The organism is Microbacterium sp. (assembly GCF_040394595.1).
Classification (GTDB): domain Bacteria; phylum Actinomycetota; class Actinomycetes; order Actinomycetales; family Microbacteriaceae; genus Microbacterium.
Genome location: NZ_JBEBSA010000001.1, coordinates 233,017 through 251,810, shown reverse-complemented (window position 1 = coordinate 251,810; position 18,794 = coordinate 233,017). Strand labels below are relative to the sequence as shown.

The following is an 18,794-nucleotide window of genomic DNA, read 5'->3' as shown; positions in this document are numbered from 1 at the left end:
CGGTCCCTTCGGCGAAGCCGATGGGGGAGACGATGGAGAGGAGGTTCCGATGATCCTTGTACGACAGGAGATCGGCGATGTGCTCAGGGACTTCCGTCTTCAGAAGGGGCGCACGCTCCGCCAGGTCGCGAGCAAGGCATCCGTCGCGCTCGGGTATCTGAGCGAGGTGGAGCGCGGCCAGAAGGAAGCCTCCAGCGAGATCCTCGCCTCCGTCGCGGAGGCGCTCGACGTTCCGATCTCGACGATCATGCGCGAGGTCGGCGACCGCATCTCCGTCCTCGAGGGGATCCAGGTCTTCCCGGACGTCGTCCCCGACGACCTGGTGGCGTCGGTCGAGCCCGAGCTGTCGCTCCGCTGACCGCGGGTCGGCGACAGGATGCGACGCAGCGAGTTCCTTCGTGCGGCCTCCGACGAGTTCGGAGCGCGCGCATCGTCGATGACCCATGACCTGGTGCTCGGCGGCATCGGCCTGACCTCCGTCGAGGCGCTGGATGCGGGCGTTCCGCCGCGGGACATCTGGCTCGCGCTCTGCGATGAAACCGACGTGCCCGTCGAGCGCCGCTATGGTGTCGGCCGGCTGGATCCTCGCGGACGTCGTCCGTAACTCTGATCGATTCCGCTCCGGCGTGTCGTCGAATCTCTGTTCGAGGAACGCGTATCGTTCTGCACAAGTGGAGATCGGGTCCGAACTCTTCGGCGCAGGTGCGATCCCCGACGCAATGTCGGTGGCCACTCCTACGGTGAAGACATGGCCCGAAGCCATACGCCTTGTCGGTGAGCGGGCCCCATCCGGGGGCCGGCCGCGACAGCCTACAGGCGGCAGATTCTCGAATACGAAGGAGCACGCCATGCCATCACCCGCAGACCGCGAGAAGGCCCTCGAGTCCGCACTCGCCCAGATCGATCGCCAGTTCGGAAAGGGCTCGGTCATGCGACTGGGCAGCGACGAGCGTGCTCCGGTCGAGGTCATCCCCACCGGCTCGATCGCCCTCGACGTCGCCCTCGGCGTCGGCGGCCTGCCGCGGGGCCGCATCATCGAGATCTACGGTCCCGAGTCCTCGGGTAAGACCACCCTCACGCTCCATGCGATCGCGAACGTCCAGCGCGCCGGCGGTATTGCCGCGTTCGTCGACGCGGAGCACGCCCTCGACCCCGACTACGCGAAGAAGCTCGGCGTCGACATCGACCAGCTCCTGGTCTCCCAGCCCGACACGGGTGAGCAGGCGCTCGAGATCGCGGACATGCTGATCCGGTCCGGCGCCATCGACCTCGTCGTGATCGACTCGGTGGCGGCCCTCGTGCCGCGCGCGGAGATCGAAGGCGAGATGGGCGACTCCCATGTCGGCCTCCAGGCCCGCCTGATGTCCCAGGCGCTGCGTAAGCTGACCGGTGGTCTGAACCAGACGAAGACCACCGCGATCTTCATCAACCAGCTGCGCGAGAAGATCGGTGTGTTCTTCGGGTCGCCGGAGACCACAGCCGGTGGAAAGGCGCTGAAGTTCTATGCGTCGGTCCGCCTCGACATCCGCCGGATCGAGACTCTGAAGGACGGATCCGAGGCCGTCGGAAACCGTACGCGTGTCAAGGTCGTGAAGAACAAGATGGCCCCGCCGTTCAAGCAGGCCGAGTTCGACATCCTCTACGGCACGGGTATCTCTCGTGAGGGCAGCCTGATCGACTTCGGTGTCGAGCACGGGATCGTGAAGAAGTCGGGTGCCTGGTACACGTACGACGGTGATCAGCTCGGCCAGGGCAAGGAGAACGCGCGTAACTTCCTGCTCAAGAACGAGGACATCGCCGCGGCGATCGAGACCCAGATCAAGCAGAAGCTGGGCATCGGCGGTGCCGCGGTTCCGGAAGAGACAGCGGACGAGCTCGCTCAGCGCCGTCCGGCGTGATGATCGGCTGCCGATGGCACGCGATCAACGGAGCGCAAGATGATGACGAGCAGCGGGGGCGGGGAGGACTCTGAGGAGTTCCTCGCCCCGGTGATCCCGCTCTTCGGGGGCGGCGACGCGAAGACCGTCGCCCCCGAAGAGCGGGACCAGCCCGTGTTCCCTCGACGCACGGGAGAGACGGGAATCTGGCGCTCCACCTGGGACGATGAGTCTTCATCCGTACCGGGGGAGCATCACCCGGCTTTCAGGGGGCGCACGCGGAAGCCGGAAGGCGAGCCCCGCGCAATGTCGCTGCACGCGGTGCACAGTAGTGCGGAAGAGACGTCCGCCACAGAGACGTCTGACGAGGACCCGGACGACGTTCGTCGCGCGGCGGAGGAGTCCCTCGTGCGGAAACTGCGGAGCCGGGCCATGTCTGTGTCCGAGGCGCGTGGTGTCCTGCGTGAACGCGGATTGAGCGGCGAGCAGGTCGTCGAGGTGATCGAGGACTTCGAACGCCGCCGCTACCTCGACGATCGAACGCTCGCCGGGCACCTGGTGACGTCCGGCGTCGAGAGGAAAGGGCAGGGCCGCGTCGCGCTCTCCCGCGCCCTCGCGCAACGGGGTATCCCGCGCGACGTCATCGAAGAGGCGCTGGCCGAATTGCCCGACGACGATGCGGAGCGTGCGCTGGAGTTCGCCCGGACGAAAGCCTCGTCGATGACGCGTCTCGATCCCGAGGCGGCTCTGCGCCGGCTCGTCGGACAGCTGTCGCGTCGCGGGTACGGAGGGTCTGTCGCGATGAACGCGGCGCGAACCGCTCTGCGGGAGGCATCGGGGCCGCGTCCCGGCGGGGTGCGGTTCGTGGAGTCCGACTGATCGGCCGGCTTCGCTGGGCGCCCCGTCCGTCGGGCGCTCGTAGAATGGCAGTCATCATGACTACACCGCGCAGCGAACCCACGATCATCGCGCCTTCCGAGGCAGCGATCGACGCCGCAGGGCACCGGCGCTCCTACGAGGTGCGCACCTTCGGTTGCCAGATGAACGTGCACGACTCCGAGCGACTGTCCGGCTCGCTGGAGAGCGCGGGCTACGTCCGGGCTCTCGAGGGGGAAGAGGCCGATGTCGTGATCATCAACACCTGCGCCGTCCGCGACAATGCCGCCGGCAAGCTCTATGGCACCCTCGGGCACCTCAAGTCGCGCAAGGACAAGCACGACGGCATGCAGATCGCCGTCGGCGGCTGCCTGGCGCAGATGGACAAGCAGGCTGTGCTGGACAAGGCGCCCTGGGTGGACGTCGTGTTCGGAACGCACAACATGGGGTCCCTGCCCGGACTGCTCGAACGGGCGCGGCACAACGGCGAGGCGGAGCTCGAGATCCTCGAGTCGCTCGAGGTGTTCCCCTCGACGCTCCCCACGAAGCGCGACTCGGCGCACAGCGGATGGGTGTCGATCTCGGTGGGATGCAACAACACGTGCACCTTCTGCATCGTCCCGAGTCTGCGCGGCAAGGAGAAGGACCGGCGCCCCGGAGACATCCTCAGCGAGATCCGGCTTCTCGCCGACGACGGCGCCATCGAGGTCACCCTGCTCGGACAGAACGTGAACTCCTACGGGGTCGAGTTCGGTGATCGTCACGCGTTCGGCAAGCTCCTCCGCGCCGCGGGTGAGATCGACGGCATCGAGCGGATCCGCTTCACCAGCCCCCACCCGGCAGCCTTCACCGACGATGTCATCGACGCGATGGCGGAGACCCCCGCCGTGATGCCGCAGCTGCACATGCCGCTGCAGTCGGGGAGCGACAGGATCCTCCGCGCGATGCGCCGGTCCTACCGGAGCGAGCGATTCCTCGGGATCCTCGACCGGGTGCGCGAGCGCATCCCGCACGCCGCGATCACCACGGACATCATCGTCGGCTTCCCCGGGGAGACCGACGAGGACTTCGAGGACACCATGCGCGTCGTCGAACAGGCACGTTTCTCCGGAGCGTTCACGTTCCAGTACTCGATCCGCGAGGGCACCCCGGCCGCCACGATGGAGGACCAGGTTCCGAAGGAGGTCGTGCAGGAGCGCTACGACCGCCTGATCGCCCTGCAGGAGCGCATCTCCCTCGAGGAGAACCAGAAGCAGGTCGGGCGGGAGCTGCAGGTGCTCGTCTCCGTCGGCGAGGGCAAGAAGGACGCTGAAACGCACCGCCTGACCGGACGGGCCGAGGACAACCGCCTCGTGCACTTCGAGGTCACGCCCGGATCGGACCTGCCGCGCCCCGGTGACGTCGTCACGGTCACCGTCACGCATGCCGCCCCCTTCCACCTCCTCGCCGACGACCCGAGCGGGGAGCCCCTGCGCATCCGCCGGACACGCGGAGGCGACGCCTGGGATCGCGCCCAGGCGGAGAGCTGCGCCCTTCCGGAGCCCGGCGACGGCGGCGGCTCCACCTCGGTGCGGCTGGGGCTTCCGACCCTGCGCGTCGGCGTGTGAGCCCGCCCCCGGCCATCGACTTCGCACCGGGGCCCACGCCGCGGCTCTGGGCGATCGTCGGAGCGACCGGAACAGGGAAGAGCGACCTCGCCCTCGAACTCGCCGCCGCGCTGCGCGAACGGGGCAACGCGGCGGAGATCGTGAACGCGGACGCCATGCAGCTGTACCGCGGCATGGACATCGGCACGGCCAAGCTCCCCGTCGACGAGCGTCGTGGCATCCCGCACCGCCTCTTCGATGTGCGCGAAGTCGCCGAGGAGGCGGCGGCGGCCTGGTACCAGCCGCTCGCGAGGGACGAGATCTCCCGGATCCACGCCGCCGGCGGTGACGCGATCCTCGTGGGGGGATCCGGGCTGTACGTCTCCAGCGTGATCTTCGACTTCCGCTTCCCGCCGCGGGACGAGGACCTCCGCTCCCGCCTCGAGCACGAGCTGGAGCAGCACGGTGCCGCCGCGCTCTTCGCGCGTCTACAGGCGCAGGACCCGGCGACCGCGGCGCGGATCGACCCGAAGAACGGGCGCCGGCTGGTGCGGGCGCTCGAGGTGCTCGCGCAGGGTGCCGTGACGCACGGCGCGGCACTCCCCGACGTCCCCCTGCTCTGGCGCCCGGACACTCGGATCATCGGGTTGCACGTCGACCGGGCGGAGCTCGTCGAACGACTCGACCGACGCGTCGAGCGCATGTGGTCCGACGGCCTGATCGCCGAGGTGCGGGCCCTCCGCGAACGGGGTCTCGATGACGGGGTCACCGCGCGACGCGCCATCGGCTACGCTCAGGCGATCGCCCAGCTCGACGGCGCGACGTCGGAGGCGGAGGCGGTCGCCGAGACGCAGACGCTCACACGCAGATACGCCCGCAGGCAGGTCTCCTGGTTCAAGCGCTATCCGGGCATCGAATGGCACGATGCGCCCGTCGACGCGGCGACGCTGCTGTCCTGAGCCGATGTCGGCGGTCCGGGGCAGGATGGCTCCATGACCACCCGCTACTACACCGCCTCCAGCATCGACGGCTTCATCGCGACGCCGCAGCACTCTCTCGACTGGCTGCTGCATCAGGACGTCGATCCTGATGGCCCCATGGGATATAACGCTTTCATCCAGGGGGTCGGGGCGATCGCGATGGGCGCCTCGACCTTCGACTGGGTGATCGACAACGCGGGTACGTGGGACTACACCCAGCCGGCATGGGTGTTCACCCATCGTGAGCGCATCGCGCCGGAGGGCGCGGACGTGCGGTTCACCAGCGCGGAGGCGACCACCGTCCATGCGGAGATGAGCGCGGCGGCCGGTGGCGAGGATCTGTGGATCGTCGGCGGGGGAGACCTCGCGGGTCAGTTCGCCGACGCCGGTCTGCTCGACGAGGTGTGGGTGCAGTACGCCCCCGTGACGCTCGGCGCGGGTGCGCCGCTGTTCCCACGGGAGTACGACCTCGAACTCATCGACGTAGCGAGGAATCGAGCGTTCGTCTGTGCGCGATACGCGGTCGGCGGTCCCAGGGAGCCGCAGGGATGACTGTCGCGATCCGCGAGTTCCGGCGCGAGGACACCGAGGCGGTCGTGGGGCTCTGGGAGGTGTCAGGACTGACTCGGCCGTGGAACGATCCTCGCCGCGACATTGAGCGCAAGCTCGCCGTGCAGCCGGAACTGTTCCTCGTGGCCGTCGATCCCGCCGATCGTGTGGTCGGCTCAGTGATGGCCGGCTACGACGGCCATCGGGGGTGGCTCTACTACCTCGCGTCCGACCCGGGGCATCGAGGGCAGGGCATCGGCAGGGCGCTCGTCGTCGAGGCGGAGAAGCGGCTCCTCGCGTACGGATGCCCCAAGGTGCAGCTGATGGTGAGAACGGAGAACGAGAAGGCCATGGCCTTCTACGATCAGCTCGGCTACGAGCGTTTCGTGGTCGCGACCACCGGCAGGAGGCTCATCGCAGACGATGCACAGGAGTGACCGCGTGCCACTCCTAGACTGAGTGCATGGTCGCATTCACCAAGGGTCACGGCACCGGCAACGATTTCATCATCATCGCCGATCCCGACGGCTCCCTGGACCTGACTCCGGAGCAGGTCGCGGTGCTCTGCGACCGCAACTTCGGCGTCGGCGCCGACGGCGTCCTTCGCGTGGTCCGATCCTCTGCGATCCCGGAGGGGGCAGCTGCGCTCGCGGAGGAGCCCTCGGCCGAGTGGTTCATGGACTATCGCAACGCCGACGGTTCCGTTGCGGAGATGTGCGGCAATGGAATCCGGGTCTTCGCGCACTACCTGGTGCGGTCGGGACTGGCGGAGCTGGCCGCGGGTTCGACGCTGCCGATCGGCACGCGGGCGGGTGTCCGCGACGTGATGCGCAGTGAGACCGGTTACCAGGTGGATCTCGGTCGCTGGCGACTCGCCGGAGGCGAGCCCCTCGCCCGCGCTCACGGGCTCCCCGTCGCGCGACCGGGCCTGGGGATCGACGTGGGCAATCCGCACGTCGTCGTGGCGCTCGCCTCGGAGCAGGAGCTCAGCGGTCTCGACCTCACGATGATCCCGGTCCTCGAACCGGTACCCGCGGGCGGGGCGAACGTCGAGTTCGTCGTACCGGGCGAGCCGCTGGTGCGCGACGGGATCGGCCACGTGCGCATGCGTGTGCACGAGCGCGGCGTCGGGGAGACCCTCAGCTGCGGTACCGGCGTCGCCGCGACCGCCCTCGCGGTCCGCTATTGGGCGGGTCAGCACGCGCCCGACAACTGGCGCGTCGAAGTGCCGGGGGGCACCCTCGGCGTGCGGATGTTCCCCGCCGAGGACGGTGAGCACGTCGCACTGTCCGGACCCGCGCAGCTGGTCTTCACGGGCGAGATCGAGCTCGCCTGAGGGCGGTTACTCGGCGATCTCGATCGGCACGGTCGGGGGCGTGCCGTGTCGGCGGATCTTCAGCACGCGGTATCCCTTGCCGGTCGCTGAGCGGTAGACGCTGTATCCCGGAGTGAAGGTGGCTGCGATCCAGCGTTGCAGGGAGTCGGCCCCGAGATTGCGCTGCACCACCAGCCAGGCATCGCTGCGCTGATCGAGGCGGGGGATCCAGCGTTCGAGCATGCCGTGCAGCTCGTTCTTGCCGACCCGGATGGGCGGGTTCGACCGGATCGTGCGGAACACGACGTCATCGGGAACATCGTCGGGCAGGACGGCGTTGATGTTCTTCAGGCCCAGTGCGGCCGCGTTGCGGCGCGTCAGATCGAGGGCGCGCTCGTTCACGTCGACCGCCCAGATCGTCGCGTGCGGCGCGGACATCGCCATGGTGAGACTGATCGGTCCCCAGCCGCAGCCGAGGTCGAGGAAGTCGCCGCCCGGCGGGAGCGGCGGCATGTTGGCGAACAGCACCGCGGTTCCGGCATCCAGGCGGTCAGGACTGAACACACCGCTCGCAGTGGTGACATCCAGCTCGCGGCCTGCGAGGGTGATGCGAATGCTGCGCAGGTTCTCCGCACTTGCCGGGGCCGCAGTGAAGTAGTGGTCGGACCCCATAGGGGGAGCGTACCGGACAGCGGGGGCTAAGGTTAAGGCGCTCATGACAGAAAGCAGGAATCCGGACCGGATGACGAAAGACGACGTCGACAACACGACAGAGGACACCCTGGACAGGGTGCTCGCGAACGCCGAGCCGCGGATCGAGCCGCGGGTGTTCGGTGCTGCCCAGGCGCTGCAGGACACGACCACCGCCGGCCACTCCGCCGCGGACGGCGCGCAATGGGATCTGGAGGATCGTCACGCGCTGCGGCGCGTCGTCGGGCTCTCGACCGAGCTCGAGGACGTCACGGAGGTCGAGTACCGCCAGCTGCGCCTGGAGAACGTCGTGCTCGTCGGGGTGTACCCGCAGGGTGCGCAGGACGACGCCGAGAACTCGCTGCGCGAGCTCGCGGCGCTCGCCGAAACGGCGGGCGCCGCCGTCCTCGACGGTCTCCTTCAGCGCCGTCCGCATCCCGATCCCGCCACCTACCTCGGACGGGGCAAGGCGGAGGAGCTGCGCGACATCGTCCGCGCGGTGGGCGCAGACACGGTGATCGCCGACACCGAGCTGGCATCGAGCCAGAGGCGCGCGCTCGAGGACGTCGTCAAGGTCAAGGTGATCGACCGGACCACGGTGATCCTCGACATCTTCAGCCAGCATGCGAAGAGCCGTGAGGGCAAGGCCCAGGTCGAGCTCGCGCAGCTGGAGTACCTGCTTCCGCGACTCCGCGGATGGGGTGAGTCGATGAGCCGCCAGGCTGGTGGCCAGGTCGGCGCCGGCGGTGCGGGCATGGGGTCGCGCGGCCCGGGCGAGACGAAGATCGAGCTCGATCGACGGCGCATCCGCACCCGCATGGCTCAGCTGCGCAGGCAGATCCGCGATTTCGGGCCGGCCCGCGACGCGAAGAGGGCGGAGCGCAAGCGCAACACCATCCCCTCGGTCGCGATTGCCGGCTACACCAACGCCGGGAAGTCCAGTCTGCTCAATGCGCTGACCAGCGCGGGAGTGCTGGTCGAGAACGCGCTGTTCGCCACGCTGGATGCGACCGTGCGGCGCGCGGAGACGGCGGACGGCCGCATCTACACGCTCACCGACACCGTCGGCTTCGTCCGCAACCTGCCGCATCAGCTCGTGGAGGCCTTCCGTTCGACGCTGGAAGAGGTCGCCGACGCCGACGTCATCGTGCACGTCGTCGACGGGTCGCACCCCGATCCCTCGGCGCAGCTGCAGACGGTGCGCGATGTGATGGGCGATGTCGGGGCTCGAGAGATCCCCGAGATCGTCGTCTTCAACAAAGCCGATCTGCTCGATGACGATGAGCGGCTCGTGCTGCGCGGACTCGTCCCCGGCGCGCATTTCGTCTCTTCGCGCAGCGGCGAGGGGATCGACGACCTCCGCGCGGCGGTCGAGGGCACGCTGCCGATGCCGGCCGTCGAGGTGCGCGCTCTCGTCCCCTATGACCGCGGCGACCTGGTCTCCGCGGTGCACGAGCACGGCGTGCTGTTGTCGGCCACGCACGAGGAGGCGGGGACCGCGCTCCACGCGCACGTCTCGGAGCGCCTCGCAGCGGAGCTTGCTCCGTTCGCCGTCAGCTCGCGCTGAAGCGCGCCTCGACCGTCGCGGAGACGGTGATGTCCTCGCCGGCGTACTCCATCGCGGGGGCGCCGGCGGCGGAGTCGAAGGCCATCGCCCGTGCCATCTTCGGCGCCGGGGGAGAGCCCGCGGAGATCAGCCCACGGTCGGCGATCTCCAGGGGAGTGACCGTCTGCAGCCCGAGCGCCTTCGCATAGGCGGTCGCCCGCGTGACGGCCACGTTCACGGCCTCAGTCGCGACCTCGGATTCGAGCCTCGTGGCCGTCTCGTCGGTGAGAAGCCATTCGGTGTAGCCGAGTTCCACGCCGTCCCACGCGGACAGCTCCGTCGCCCAGAGCGACATCTCGGAGATGTCGGCGAAGGTCGCGGTGAAGTCGACCGTGGCGCGGTAGACCGGCGCCAGCCTCTTGCCGTCGTTGCTCCAGGGACGGTCGGCGCGCACGTCGAGCTGCCGGCTGCTCCACTCGGTGACGGCGCCGGACTCCTTCCTGGTCGTGATGCTCTCGCGTACCGGGGTGGCGGCCGAGAGGGCGGCGTCGACGACGCTCTGCCGATCGGAGCCCTCCTGCACGACCGTGAGGTGGACGGTGGCGCGCTCCGCGGCGACATGGACCTCGTGCTCTCCGCGGACGGTGATGATGACCTCGCTCATACCGGGGACTCTACGGCACTGCGGTGACAGCTCCCACGGAATGGCGCGGACGTTCCGGACGTTGTAGTCTGTGATGCTCGGGTGTCATGCACCCGGGTGAAAACTCCACAGTGCGACAGCGGCTCCTTCGAGAGAAGGAACACGGGGCTGATCGGTTTCGACAGCGCCTGTGAATCCACGAGAAGCGGGCCGAGGATGCAGGGTTATCTCGTGAACGCTCCCTGCAAAACAATAAGTGCCGAATCCAAGCGCACTGACTTCGCCCTCGCTGCGTAAGCGAGCCCGATAGTCCGTCAGACCGTATGTGATTCCGATACGGATCCTGGCGTCATCTAGGAATCTTGCTGCGTGACGGCGTCTGGACGTCACGTGGGACTCTTCCCAGGCTGGGCTCGTCGACTTAGGTGTCTGTGACAAAGGTCGGAGCCGAGCAGAACGTCTGCACAGACTGCGCCCGGAGAAGGCGTGGAGACTCAGCGTTGGACGGGGGTTCGATTCCCCCCAGCTCCACCATGTCGCTGTCGTATTACGGAAGTGGAAAGACCGTCCTTCGGGGCGGTCTTTCCACTTCCGGGTGGGTGTTCTTGGCGTCGGGGCCTTGGGCTGGTCGCCAGACGGACGGATGGGGTGGCGAGCAGATGCCCGGGGAGCGGCGGATCAGCGACGCCCCCGGCTGCGACCCCTCTTCGCAGGCTTCGGCTCAAGAAGCGGCGCGGGGTGATGGGCGTCAACGTAGGCGAAGATCTCGTGCCGAGAAGTGGCGACTTGCCTGCCGGGCGTCAGCAGCATTTCCTTGGCCCGGCGGTGTGCCATCGTCCCGGTGACTGATCGTGCGCCGTGCGATCTGCGGTGAAACGTCATCCCCCGCGGTGGCCAGCTCAGAGGATCCGGCTGTCGGAGCCGATGCGGAACGGGTAGGGTGCCGACATGTCCACGCCACCCGTCGTCTCCCTCCGTGCCCGTACCGAGGCCGATCTCGATGCCCTGTACGAGATCGCCGCCGATCTGGACACCTGGGAGGAGCGCAACCCGGGACGACCGGCGCCGACGACACGGGGAGCCTGGGAGGCGCGCCTCGTGGAGAGGGAGACGGAGCCGGGCAGCAACAGGAGCTTCGTCATCGATGTCGACGGGAAAGCCGTCGGCACGGTGGGACTGTTCGAGATCGACGAGGTCGCGCGGCACGCCGAGCTGGGCATCGCCCTCGTCCCGTCGGCGAGGGGGCAGGGCATCGGCACGGCGGCCGTCGAGCAGATCCTCGACTATGCGTTCGTGCGCGGCAATCTGCGCCGCGTGCATCTCGAGGTGATCGCCTCGAACACCGGTGCACTCCGGGCCTACGAGAAGGCGGGCTTCGTCATCGAAGGGCGCCAGCGTGAGCACGCGTGGGTGCGAGGGGGCTATGAGGACATCGTCCGGATGGGGGTGCTCCGCAGGGAATGGCGGGGTCGTCGCGACGGCGACCGGAAGACGTCGTCTCCCGTCTGAGCAGGAGGCCACGCGCTGCGTCGAGACGGGCGCGGACAGCCCGGGAGGACGCCGAAAGAGGGGGCCGTGCCCTCGGGCTCGCGTCCGACCATGAGGCTCACGGAGAACGAGACCGAGATGACAGACTTCCCGAGCGTGGTGCTCGATCAGTGGGGCAGCCCCTTCGAAGACGGTGAGGCGATCCGCGACGATGACGGCTTCCGACTGTGCGTCGATGAGAACGCCGAGCACGCGATGCGCGTGCAGATCCTCACGCGTCCCGGACGGACGTCGGCGATCGTGTCGCCGGAGATCGCCGGCCTGCCGGGCGTCCGCGAGGCGGCCGACGGGCAGGAACTGCGCGCCGCGCTCGCCGCGGCCGGCGTGGCGATGAACGGCGCCGACCACCTGTTCTTCCTTCCCGCGTCGAAGAAGGAGGAATTGGCGGCGAAGACGGATGGCCCCGACGTCCGACGCCTGACAGAAGCCGATGCGGTGGCGTTCGCGGCTTTCGAGGCGGAGGCCTCGGAGCAGGACCTCGACGACGCGTATGTCGAGCTCGACCACTGGGTCGTGTTCGGCGCCTTCGCGGGAGGAGAGCTGGTCGCGGCCGGGAGCGCCTACCCCTTCGATGAGGGCTCACGGTTGGCGGACTTCGGCGTGCTCACCCTGCCCGCGCACCGCGGACGGGGGCGTGCACGCGAGGTCGTTGAGGCGATGGCGCGGCACGTACTGGGGCTCGGCTACGAGCCCCAGTACCGCTGCCAGCTCGACAACGCCGGTTCGGTGGCCCTCGCACACCGGACCGGATTCGTCGAACTCGGCACGTGGGACGCGCCGCTGCCCGAGGGCTCCGGCTCCTGAAGCGGTCGTCGCGAGTCGCATCCGGCTCGCGACGACCGCCGTCAGCGATCGATCGCCGCGCGGTAGTCGCGCGGAGCGACGCCGTACTCGCGGCGGAAGGCGCGGGTGAAGGACGCCGCATCCCGGAAGCCCCAGCGCGCGGCGATCATCGACACCGGTGCGTCCCCGGCGGCGAGCTGTCGTCGGCCCGCCTCGAGACGTCGACGGCGGATCCAGCCGCTCACGGTCTCCTCGCGCTCCTCGAACATCTTCTGCAGGAGGCGGACGGAGACATGATGGACCGCCGCGATGCGGGCGACTGTCAGCTCGGCGTCGCCGATGTGCGCGGCGATGTATGCCTCGATCCGGACGCGGAGAGCGCGCCGTCCCGCGGCGTCGTCTCCGGTTCCGCTCCGCTCCGCCAGTGCGGCCCCGAGCACGTCGAAGACCGCATCGGAGAGAGACTGCCCGGCGGGAAGCGGTCCCGTGTCGAGCTGCCGGCTCACGGCGCCGAGCAGGCTCGACTCGATCGCGGCGAGACCCGCACCGCCGGCGAAGCGCTGCGCCGTGACGCGGGCCAGCCTGTCGCGGTCGATCGGCAGCGCATCGATCGGGAACATCACGACGAACTGCCGGAAGTCGCCGGCGAAGGAGAGCCGATAGGGGCGTGTCGTGTCGTAGAGCGCGAAGTCGCCGGGGTCGATCGCGGATGTCCGTCCGTCCTGAGAGATGACCCCGCGGCCGTGGAGCTGGAGGCCGAGCTTGACGAATCCCGGATCTGCGGCCGCGATCTGGCGCGGGGTCCGTGCCACGGTGACCGCTGATCCCGACACGGTCGTCACCAGGGCCGACCCGAGGGCCTGGGAGACGAGCGAGCCTGTGAAGCGCCGTCGCAGATCGGGGTCGTCGCTCTCGGCGGCCAGCGGGACGAAGCTGCTGCTGACGGCGTCCGTCCACGCGTCGAAGCGCTCTCCGTCGGCCAGGGATCGGACGTCATGGACCATCCGCCGCCCGTCGGCAGGGGGAACGAGCACCGCGGACACCGGCATCACCTCCACGACATCGGGGCGCGTGCCGACAGTCTACGTCCGCCGGGAGCGACCGGACGGGCATCCGAGATGCGTGGGAGGACAGGAATGCGGCCGGATGCGCACGGAATGATGCCGCAGGCGCACGGAGGCTGGTGAACGGGCTGCGGCGTCTTGCCCGCCCGGGACACCGCGGCCTACGGTCGCATCACGGGACGAGGCCGTCCCGCCCGAGCGGCAGGGACAGCGGCACCCTTCCGGCCCCTCGGAGAGACGCCCCGCAGGGGCAGGCACTGGAGGCTCAACGATGTCGAACGACGGCTCCCTTCTCGCATCCGTCACCGTCCCCGCGGACCAGGGACGTGCGATCCCCGACGCAGCGACCCGCGAGACGATCGGCTACGCGCCGGTGCACTCGGTCGCCGATCTGGACGCGGCCATCACTGCCGCGCGCACGGCGCAGCCCGGCTGGAACGCGCAGGGGCATGAGGAGCGCAGCCGCATCCTCCATGCGATCGCCGACGACCTCGAGGCGAGCATGGAGGAGCTGGCGGTGATTCTGTCGCGCGAGCAGGGGAAGCCGCTCGACGGTCCGAACGCCCGATTCGAAGTGGGGGCGTGTGCCGCCTGGACGCGCAACGCCGCCGACACGGTCCTGGATCCCGAGGTCGTGTTCGAGGCGGGCGAGTCGCGCGCCGAGCTGCACTACGACGCGCTGGGCGTGGTCGGGGCGATCGGTCCGTGGAACTGGCCCATGATGATCACCGTCTGGCAGATCGCCCCCTCGCTGCGGATGGGGAACACGGTGGTCGTGAAGCCCAGCGAGTACACCCCGCTCTCGGTGCTCGCCCTGCTCGAGGTCTTCAACCGCCACCTTCCGGAAGGGGTGCTCACCGGCATCGCCGGCGATCGGGAGGTGGGCGCGGCGATCGCGGGGCATCCCGGCCTCGACAAGATCATGTTCACCGGGTCGACGGCGACCGGGCGGAAGATCGTGGAGTCGTCGGCGGGCAGCCTCGCGCGGCTGACTCTCGAGCTCGGCGGCAACGATGCGGGCATCATCCTGCCCGGCGCAGACGTCGCCGCGATCGCGGAGAACCTCTTCTGGGGGATCTTCCTCAACACCGGGCAGACGTGCGCGGCCCTGAAGCGGCTCTACGTGCCGGACGACCTCTACGACGAGGTCGTCGACACCCTCGCCGGGCTCGCCGGCGCGATGCCGATGGGGAACGGCCTGCAGGCCGGGAACGTGCTCGGGCCGCTGCAGAACCAGCAGCAGTTCGACATCGTGTCGAGGCTCGTGGACGACGCCCGCAGCCGCGGGGCGCGGATCGTGACCGGGGGAGAGGCGGCGCCCGAACTCGGGCCGCTGTTCTACCGGACGACGATCGTCGCCGACATCGACGACGGCGCGGATCTCGTGGACGAGGAGCAGTTCGGGCCGGTCGTCCCGGTGGTGCTCTACAGCGACGTGGACGATGCGGTGCGCCGTGCGAACGCCTCCACCCAGGGGCTCGGCGCGTCGGTGTGGGGCGATCCTGACGAGGCCGTCGAGGTCGCGAAGCGGGTGGAGGCGGGGACGGTGTGGATCAACAACCACGGGGCGATCAACCCCGCGGTGCCCTTCGGCGGCGCGAAGCAGTCGGGATACGGCCTGGAGTTCGGGGCGCACGGGCTCAAGGCCGTGGCGCAGCCCAAGGTGATCAGCCGCTGAGGCGCGAGAAGCCGGCATCCGCCCCGTTCTGGACGAGGGTGCGGAGGATACCGTAAAATACTGACCGGTCGGTCAGATAGTCGGCTCCGAAGAGGGGGCCGGCGACGAGCACGAGGAAGTGTCGGATACATGCATGATCTGCGCCCGCGCCAGGGGGACCTGGAGCACATCGAGACGGCGTCGACCGATGAGCTGCGTGCGCTGCAGCTCGAGCGGTTGCGGTGGTCGCTGCGCCACGCCTATGAGAACGTGCCGCACTATCGGGCGTCGTTCGATGCGGCAGGGGTGCACCCCGGCGATCTCCGTGGTCTGGACGACCTGGCGAGGTTCCCGTTCACGACCAAGTCCGATCTGCGCGACAACTACCCGTTCGGGATGTTCGCGGTGCCGCGTGAGCAGGTGGCCCGGGTGCACGCCTCATCGGGGACCACCGGGCGGCCGACGGTCGTCGGCTACACGCGCGACGATCTCGACGTCTGGGCAACGGTCGTCGCCCGCAGCATCCGGGCGGCCGGGGGGCGTGCGGGCGACATCCTCCACAACGCCTACGGCTACGGGCTCTTCACCGGCGGACTCGGCGCTCATGCCGGCGCGGAGAAGCTCGGCTGCACGGTGATCCCGGTCTCCGGAGGGATGACCGAGCGGCAGGTGCAGCTCATCCAGGACTTCCGGCCGGACATCATCATGGTCACGCCCTCGTACATGCTGTCGATCATCGATGAGATGGAGCGGCAGCGGATCGATCCCCGCTCGACGTCGCTGAAGGTCGGGATCTTCGGCGCCGAGCCGTGGACCAACGACATGCGCCAGGAGATGGAGCAGCGGCTCGACATGCACGCGGTCGACATCTACGGGCTCTCGGAGGTGATCGGCCCCGGCGTGGCGAGTGAGTGCGTCGAGACCAAGGACGGGCTGACGGTGTGGGAGGACCACTTCTATCCCGAGATCGTCGACCCGGTCACGCTCGAGCCCGTCGCCGACGGCGAGGAGGGCGAGCTGGTGTTCACCTCGCTGACGAAGCAGGCGATGCCCATCATCCGTTATCGCACCAAGGATCTGACGAGGCTGCTCCCGGGCACCGCGCGGAGCATGCGCCGCATCGAGAAGATCACCGGGCGCACCGACGACATGATCATCCTGCGCGGGGTGAACCTGTTCCCGACCCAGATCGAGGAGCTCATCCTGCAGACGCCGGCCCTCGCCCCGCACTTCCAGTGCGTACTGAGCCGTACCGGCACCCTCGATGAACTGACCGTGCTCGTCGAGCCTCGGGACGGTGCCGGGGACTCCGCGGGGGAAGCGGCGGCGCAGCTGAGGCATCTCGTCAAGGCCCGGATCGGCGTCACCGTCGCGATCGACGTGCGCGCCCCCGGCGAGGTCGAGCGCTCCGCAGGAAAGGCCCGGCGGCTGATCGACAACCGTCCGCGCCGCTGAAGGCTGCGGACCGTCCCGTCCGGGCCGCGGACCGTCGACCTGTCAGGGGGGAGGGGGCGGCCCTCGGCGGCGGCGAGCGTCGTCCTCTCCGGAGCCGCCCGCCCGCTCACTCCTTGGCGACGAGGGTGAGCACGTCGTAGGTGGCGACGGGCTCGTCGTCCTGGTTGACGACCACCGCGTCCCAGCGCACCTCGCCGTAGTCGGCAGAGGAGCGCGGGGTGATCTGCTTCACGGTGAGCGTCACCCGGATGGTGTCGTCGACCTTCACCGGGGTGAGGAAGCGCAGGCCGTCGACTCCGAAATTCGCGAGCACGGGACCCGGTGCCGGATCGACGAACAGGCCGGCGGCGAGCGACACGACGAGATAGCCGTGGGCGACGATGCCGCCGAAGAGCGGATTCGCCGCGGCCGCGACGGGATCGGTGTGGGCGTAGAACCTGTCGCCGGTGAACTCGGCGAAGTGGTCGATGTCGGCGAGCGTCACTGTGCGGGTCTCCGAGACGATGCTGTCCCCGATGCGCAGGTCTGCCAGGCTCTTGCGGAACGGATGCTCGTCCGTGACCGTGCGCTTCGAGCCGGTGGTCCAGCGGCCCGTGATCGCCGTCAGCATGTCGGGGGAGGCCTGCACCGCGGTGCGCTGCATGTGGTGCAGGACGCCGCGGATGCCGCCGAGCTCTTCGCCGCCTCCGGCCCGCCCCGGCCCGCCGTGCACGAGCATCGGCAGCGGGCTCCCGTGCCCGGTGGACTCGGCGGCGTCGTCGCGGTCGAGGATCAGCACGCGCCCGTGCCATGGTGCGAGGCCGAGCGTGACCTCGCGGGCGAAGCCGGGGTCGTGGGTGATCACCGACGCCACCAGGCTCCCTCGTCCGCGTGCGGTCAGCGCGATCGCCTCGTCGACGGTGCGGTAGGTGAGGACCGTGCTCACCGGGCCGAACGGCTCGACGTCGTGCGGCTCCTCTGCGCCGTCGTGCGCCCGCAGGAGCACCGGCGACATGAACGCTCCGGCCTCGGCATCCGCCCCCACGGTGTGCACCGCGTCAGGGTCGCCGAAGACGATGTCGGCGCTGCGACGCAGTGCGGTGATCGCGTTGCGCACCTCCTCGCGCTGGCCGACGCTGGCGAGGGCTCCCATCCGCACGGACTCGTCGGCGGGGTCGCCCACCGTCGTGCGCGCCAAACGCGCCCCGATCGCCTCGATCACGGCATCTGCGCTCGACTCGGGGACGATCACCCGGCGGATCGCCGTGCACTTCTGCCCGGCCTTCACCGTCATCTCGGTGACCACGCCTTTGACGAAGAGGTCGAACTCCGGATCGTCCGTCGTGACGTCGGGGCCGAGCACGGACGCGTTCAAAGAGTCCGCCTCGACGCCGAGACGTACGCCGCGCTCCTGCACCGCAGGGTTGCGGCGCAGCACGTCGGCGGTGGCCGCCGAACCGGTGAAGGCCACCGAGTCCTGCTCGCCGAGCTGGTCGAAGAGCGCGCCCACACTTCCGGAGATGAGCTGCAGCGCGCCCTCGGGCAGGATCTCCGAGGCGATGATGCGGCGGACGACCGTCTCGGTGAGGTAGGCGGTCTGGCTCGCGGGCTTCACGATCGAGGGGAGGCCGGCGAGGAACGCCGGCGCGAGCTTCTCGAGCATGCCCCACACCGGGAAGTTGAAGGCGTTGATCTGCACCGCCACGCCGGGACGGGAGGTATACACGTGCTGACCGAGGAAGGTGCCGGCCCGCCCGAGCTGCTCGACGGCGCCGTCGAGGTAGACCACGTCGTTCGGCAGCTCGCGCTTGCCCTTGCCGGCATAGGAGAACATCGTGCCGATGCCTCCGTCGATGTCCACGAACGAGTCGCGCTTGGTGGCCCCGGTGCGGAACGACAGCGCGTAGAACTCGTCCTTGTGCTGGCTGAGGTCGAGGGCGACCTGCTTGAGCAGTGTGGCCCTCTCGTGGAAGGTCAGCCGCCGGATCGCCGGTCCGCCGACCTCGCGTGCGTGGGTCACCATCGCGGCGACGTCCAGGCCTGAGCTCGAGACGCGCACGACCTCCTCGCCGGTGACGGCGTCGAGGATCCGCTGTCCTTCGTCCGATGCGCGGAACCAGCGGCCTGCGACGTAGCTCTCCAGAAGTTCGGTCACGGTGGGATCCTTCCGATCTCGTGTCGTGTGCGTCGTTGCGTCACCCGTATCCGTGTGTCACAGTAGTACAGAACGTTCGGTCAGTAAATAG

The 18,794-nt window shown here is 69.2% G+C and carries 19 protein-coding genes and 1 other RNA gene; 15 read left to right on the top strand and 5 right to left on the bottom strand.

Annotation, left to right across the window (positions count from 1 at the left end; translation table 11 throughout):
- Positions 1-49: 49 nt before the first annotated feature.
- From ABWO84_RS01330 to dapF, 9 genes are all read left to right on the top strand, one after another.
- The gene (locus ABWO84_RS01330; RefSeq protein WP_025103227.1) at positions 50-358 is read left to right on the top strand and encodes a helix-turn-helix domain-containing protein; all 309 of its coding nucleotides are present in this window, start codon (positions 50-52) and stop codon (positions 356-358) included.
- An 18-nt stretch (positions 359-376) separates the two neighbouring features.
- Positions 377-604, top strand: coding sequence for a DUF3046 domain-containing protein (locus ABWO84_RS01325; protein WP_353111727.1), 228 nt, complete (start codon positions 377-379; stop codon positions 602-604).
- Between the two features lie 244 nt (positions 605-848).
- Positions 849-1,898 (top strand): recombinase RecA, encoded by a 1,050-nt coding sequence (gene recA / locus ABWO84_RS01320; protein WP_353111725.1) that lies wholly within the window; start codon positions 849-851, stop codon positions 1,896-1,898.
- Between the two features lie 411 nt (positions 1,899-2,309).
- Positions 2,310-2,756 (top strand): regulatory protein RecX, encoded by a 447-nt coding sequence (locus tag ABWO84_RS01315; protein ID WP_353111723.1) that lies wholly within the window; start codon positions 2,310-2,312, stop codon positions 2,754-2,756.
- A 56-nt stretch (positions 2,757-2,812) separates the two neighbouring features.
- Complete coding sequence (miaB, locus tag ABWO84_RS01310; RefSeq protein WP_353111721.1) at positions 2,813-4,360, top strand: tRNA (N6-isopentenyl adenosine(37)-C2)-methylthiotransferase MiaB; 1,548 nt, start codon at positions 2,813-2,815, stop codon at positions 4,358-4,360.
- Positions 4,357-5,298 carry a tRNA (adenosine(37)-N6)-dimethylallyltransferase MiaA gene (gene miaA, locus ABWO84_RS01305; protein WP_353111719.1) on the top strand — a complete coding sequence of 314 codons (942 nt, stop codon included), beginning with the start codon at positions 4,357-4,359 and terminating at the stop codon, positions 5,296-5,298. The genes miaB and miaA overlap by 4 nt, the downstream gene beginning before the upstream one ends.
- A 33-nt stretch (positions 5,299-5,331) precedes the next feature.
- A complete protein-coding gene (locus tag ABWO84_RS01300) occupies positions 5,332-5,871 on the top strand; it encodes a dihydrofolate reductase family protein (RefSeq protein WP_353111717.1) in 540 nt (179 codons plus the stop codon).
- Positions 5,868-6,305, top strand: a complete 438-nt coding sequence (locus ABWO84_RS01295) for a GNAT family acetyltransferase (RefSeq protein WP_353111715.1) — start codon at positions 5,868-5,870, stop codon at positions 6,303-6,305. Before ABWO84_RS01300 ends, ABWO84_RS01295 begins: the two co-directional genes overlap by 4 nt.
- Positions 6,306-6,331: 26 nt before the next feature.
- A complete protein-coding gene (gene dapF, locus ABWO84_RS01290; protein WP_353111713.1) occupies positions 6,332-7,204 on the top strand; it encodes a diaminopimelate epimerase in 873 nt (290 codons plus the stop codon).
- A 6-nt stretch (positions 7,205-7,210) separates the two neighbouring features.
- On the opposite strand, the gene ABWO84_RS01285 is transcribed toward dapF, so the two are convergent.
- A complete protein-coding gene (locus tag ABWO84_RS01285; RefSeq protein ID WP_353111711.1) occupies positions 7,211-7,855 on the bottom strand; it encodes a class I SAM-dependent methyltransferase in 645 nt (214 codons plus the stop codon).
- Positions 7,856-7,925: 70 nt separating this feature from the next.
- Between ABWO84_RS01285 and hflX the strand changes: the two genes are divergently transcribed.
- Positions 7,926-9,440, top strand: coding sequence for a GTPase HflX (hflX, locus tag ABWO84_RS01280; RefSeq protein WP_353111709.1), 1,515 nt, complete (start codon positions 7,926-7,928; stop codon positions 9,438-9,440).
- Here hflX and ABWO84_RS01275 read toward each other — a convergent pair.
- Positions 9,427-10,083: an SIMPL domain-containing protein gene (locus tag ABWO84_RS01275; protein ID WP_353111707.1), complete on the bottom strand. Its 657-nt coding sequence runs from the start codon at positions 10,081-10,083 to the stop codon at positions 9,427-9,429. The genes hflX and ABWO84_RS01275 overlap by 14 nt on opposite strands.
- Before the next feature lie 143 nt (positions 10,084-10,226).
- Here ABWO84_RS01275 and ssrA point away from each other — a divergent pair.
- The 3 genes from ssrA (at position 10,227) to ABWO84_RS01260 (ending at position 12,414) form a co-directional block, all read left to right on the top strand.
- Positions 10,227-10,596: a transfer-messenger RNA gene (ssrA, locus tag ABWO84_RS01270) on the top strand.
- A 414-nt stretch (positions 10,597-11,010) separates the two neighbouring features.
- Positions 11,011-11,571, top strand: a complete 561-nt coding sequence (locus ABWO84_RS01265; protein WP_353111705.1) for a GNAT family N-acetyltransferase — start codon at positions 11,011-11,013, stop codon at positions 11,569-11,571.
- Positions 11,572-11,688: 117 nt separating this feature from the next.
- Entirely contained in the window at positions 11,689-12,414 is a 726-nt protein-coding gene (locus tag ABWO84_RS01260) for a GNAT family N-acetyltransferase (RefSeq protein ID WP_353111703.1), read from the top strand.
- A 41-nt stretch (positions 12,415-12,455) separates the two neighbouring features.
- Here ABWO84_RS01260 and ABWO84_RS01255 read toward each other — a convergent pair whose 3' ends face one another.
- Positions 12,456-13,397, bottom strand: coding sequence for an AraC-like ligand-binding domain-containing protein (locus ABWO84_RS01255; RefSeq protein WP_353111701.1), 942 nt, complete (start codon positions 13,395-13,397; stop codon positions 12,456-12,458).
- A 331-nt stretch (positions 13,398-13,728) separates the two neighbouring features.
- On the opposite strand from ABWO84_RS01255, the gene ABWO84_RS01250 reads away from it, so the two are divergent.
- Complete coding sequence (locus ABWO84_RS01250) at positions 13,729-15,135, top strand: aldehyde dehydrogenase family protein (RefSeq protein WP_353111699.1); 1,407 nt, start codon at positions 13,729-13,731, stop codon at positions 15,133-15,135.
- Here ABWO84_RS01250 and ABWO84_RS01245 read toward each other — a convergent pair.
- A complete protein-coding gene (locus ABWO84_RS01245) occupies positions 15,125-15,247 on the bottom strand; it encodes a hypothetical protein (protein ID WP_353111697.1) in 123 nt (40 codons plus the stop codon). The genes ABWO84_RS01250 and ABWO84_RS01245 overlap by 11 nt on opposite strands.
- Before the next feature lie 17 nt (positions 15,248-15,264).
- On the opposite strand from ABWO84_RS01245, the gene paaK reads away from it, so the two are divergent.
- Positions 15,265-16,569: a phenylacetate--CoA ligase PaaK gene (paaK, locus tag ABWO84_RS01240; protein WP_353111695.1), complete on the top strand. Its 1,305-nt coding sequence runs from the start codon at positions 15,265-15,267 to the stop codon at positions 16,567-16,569.
- 106 nt (positions 16,570-16,675) lie between these two features.
- On the opposite strand, the gene paaZ is transcribed toward paaK, so the two are convergent.
- Entirely contained in the window at positions 16,676-18,703 is a 2,028-nt protein-coding gene (paaZ, locus tag ABWO84_RS01235) for a phenylacetic acid degradation bifunctional protein PaaZ (RefSeq protein ID WP_353111693.1), read from the bottom strand.
- Positions 18,704-18,794 lie beyond the last annotated feature (91 nt).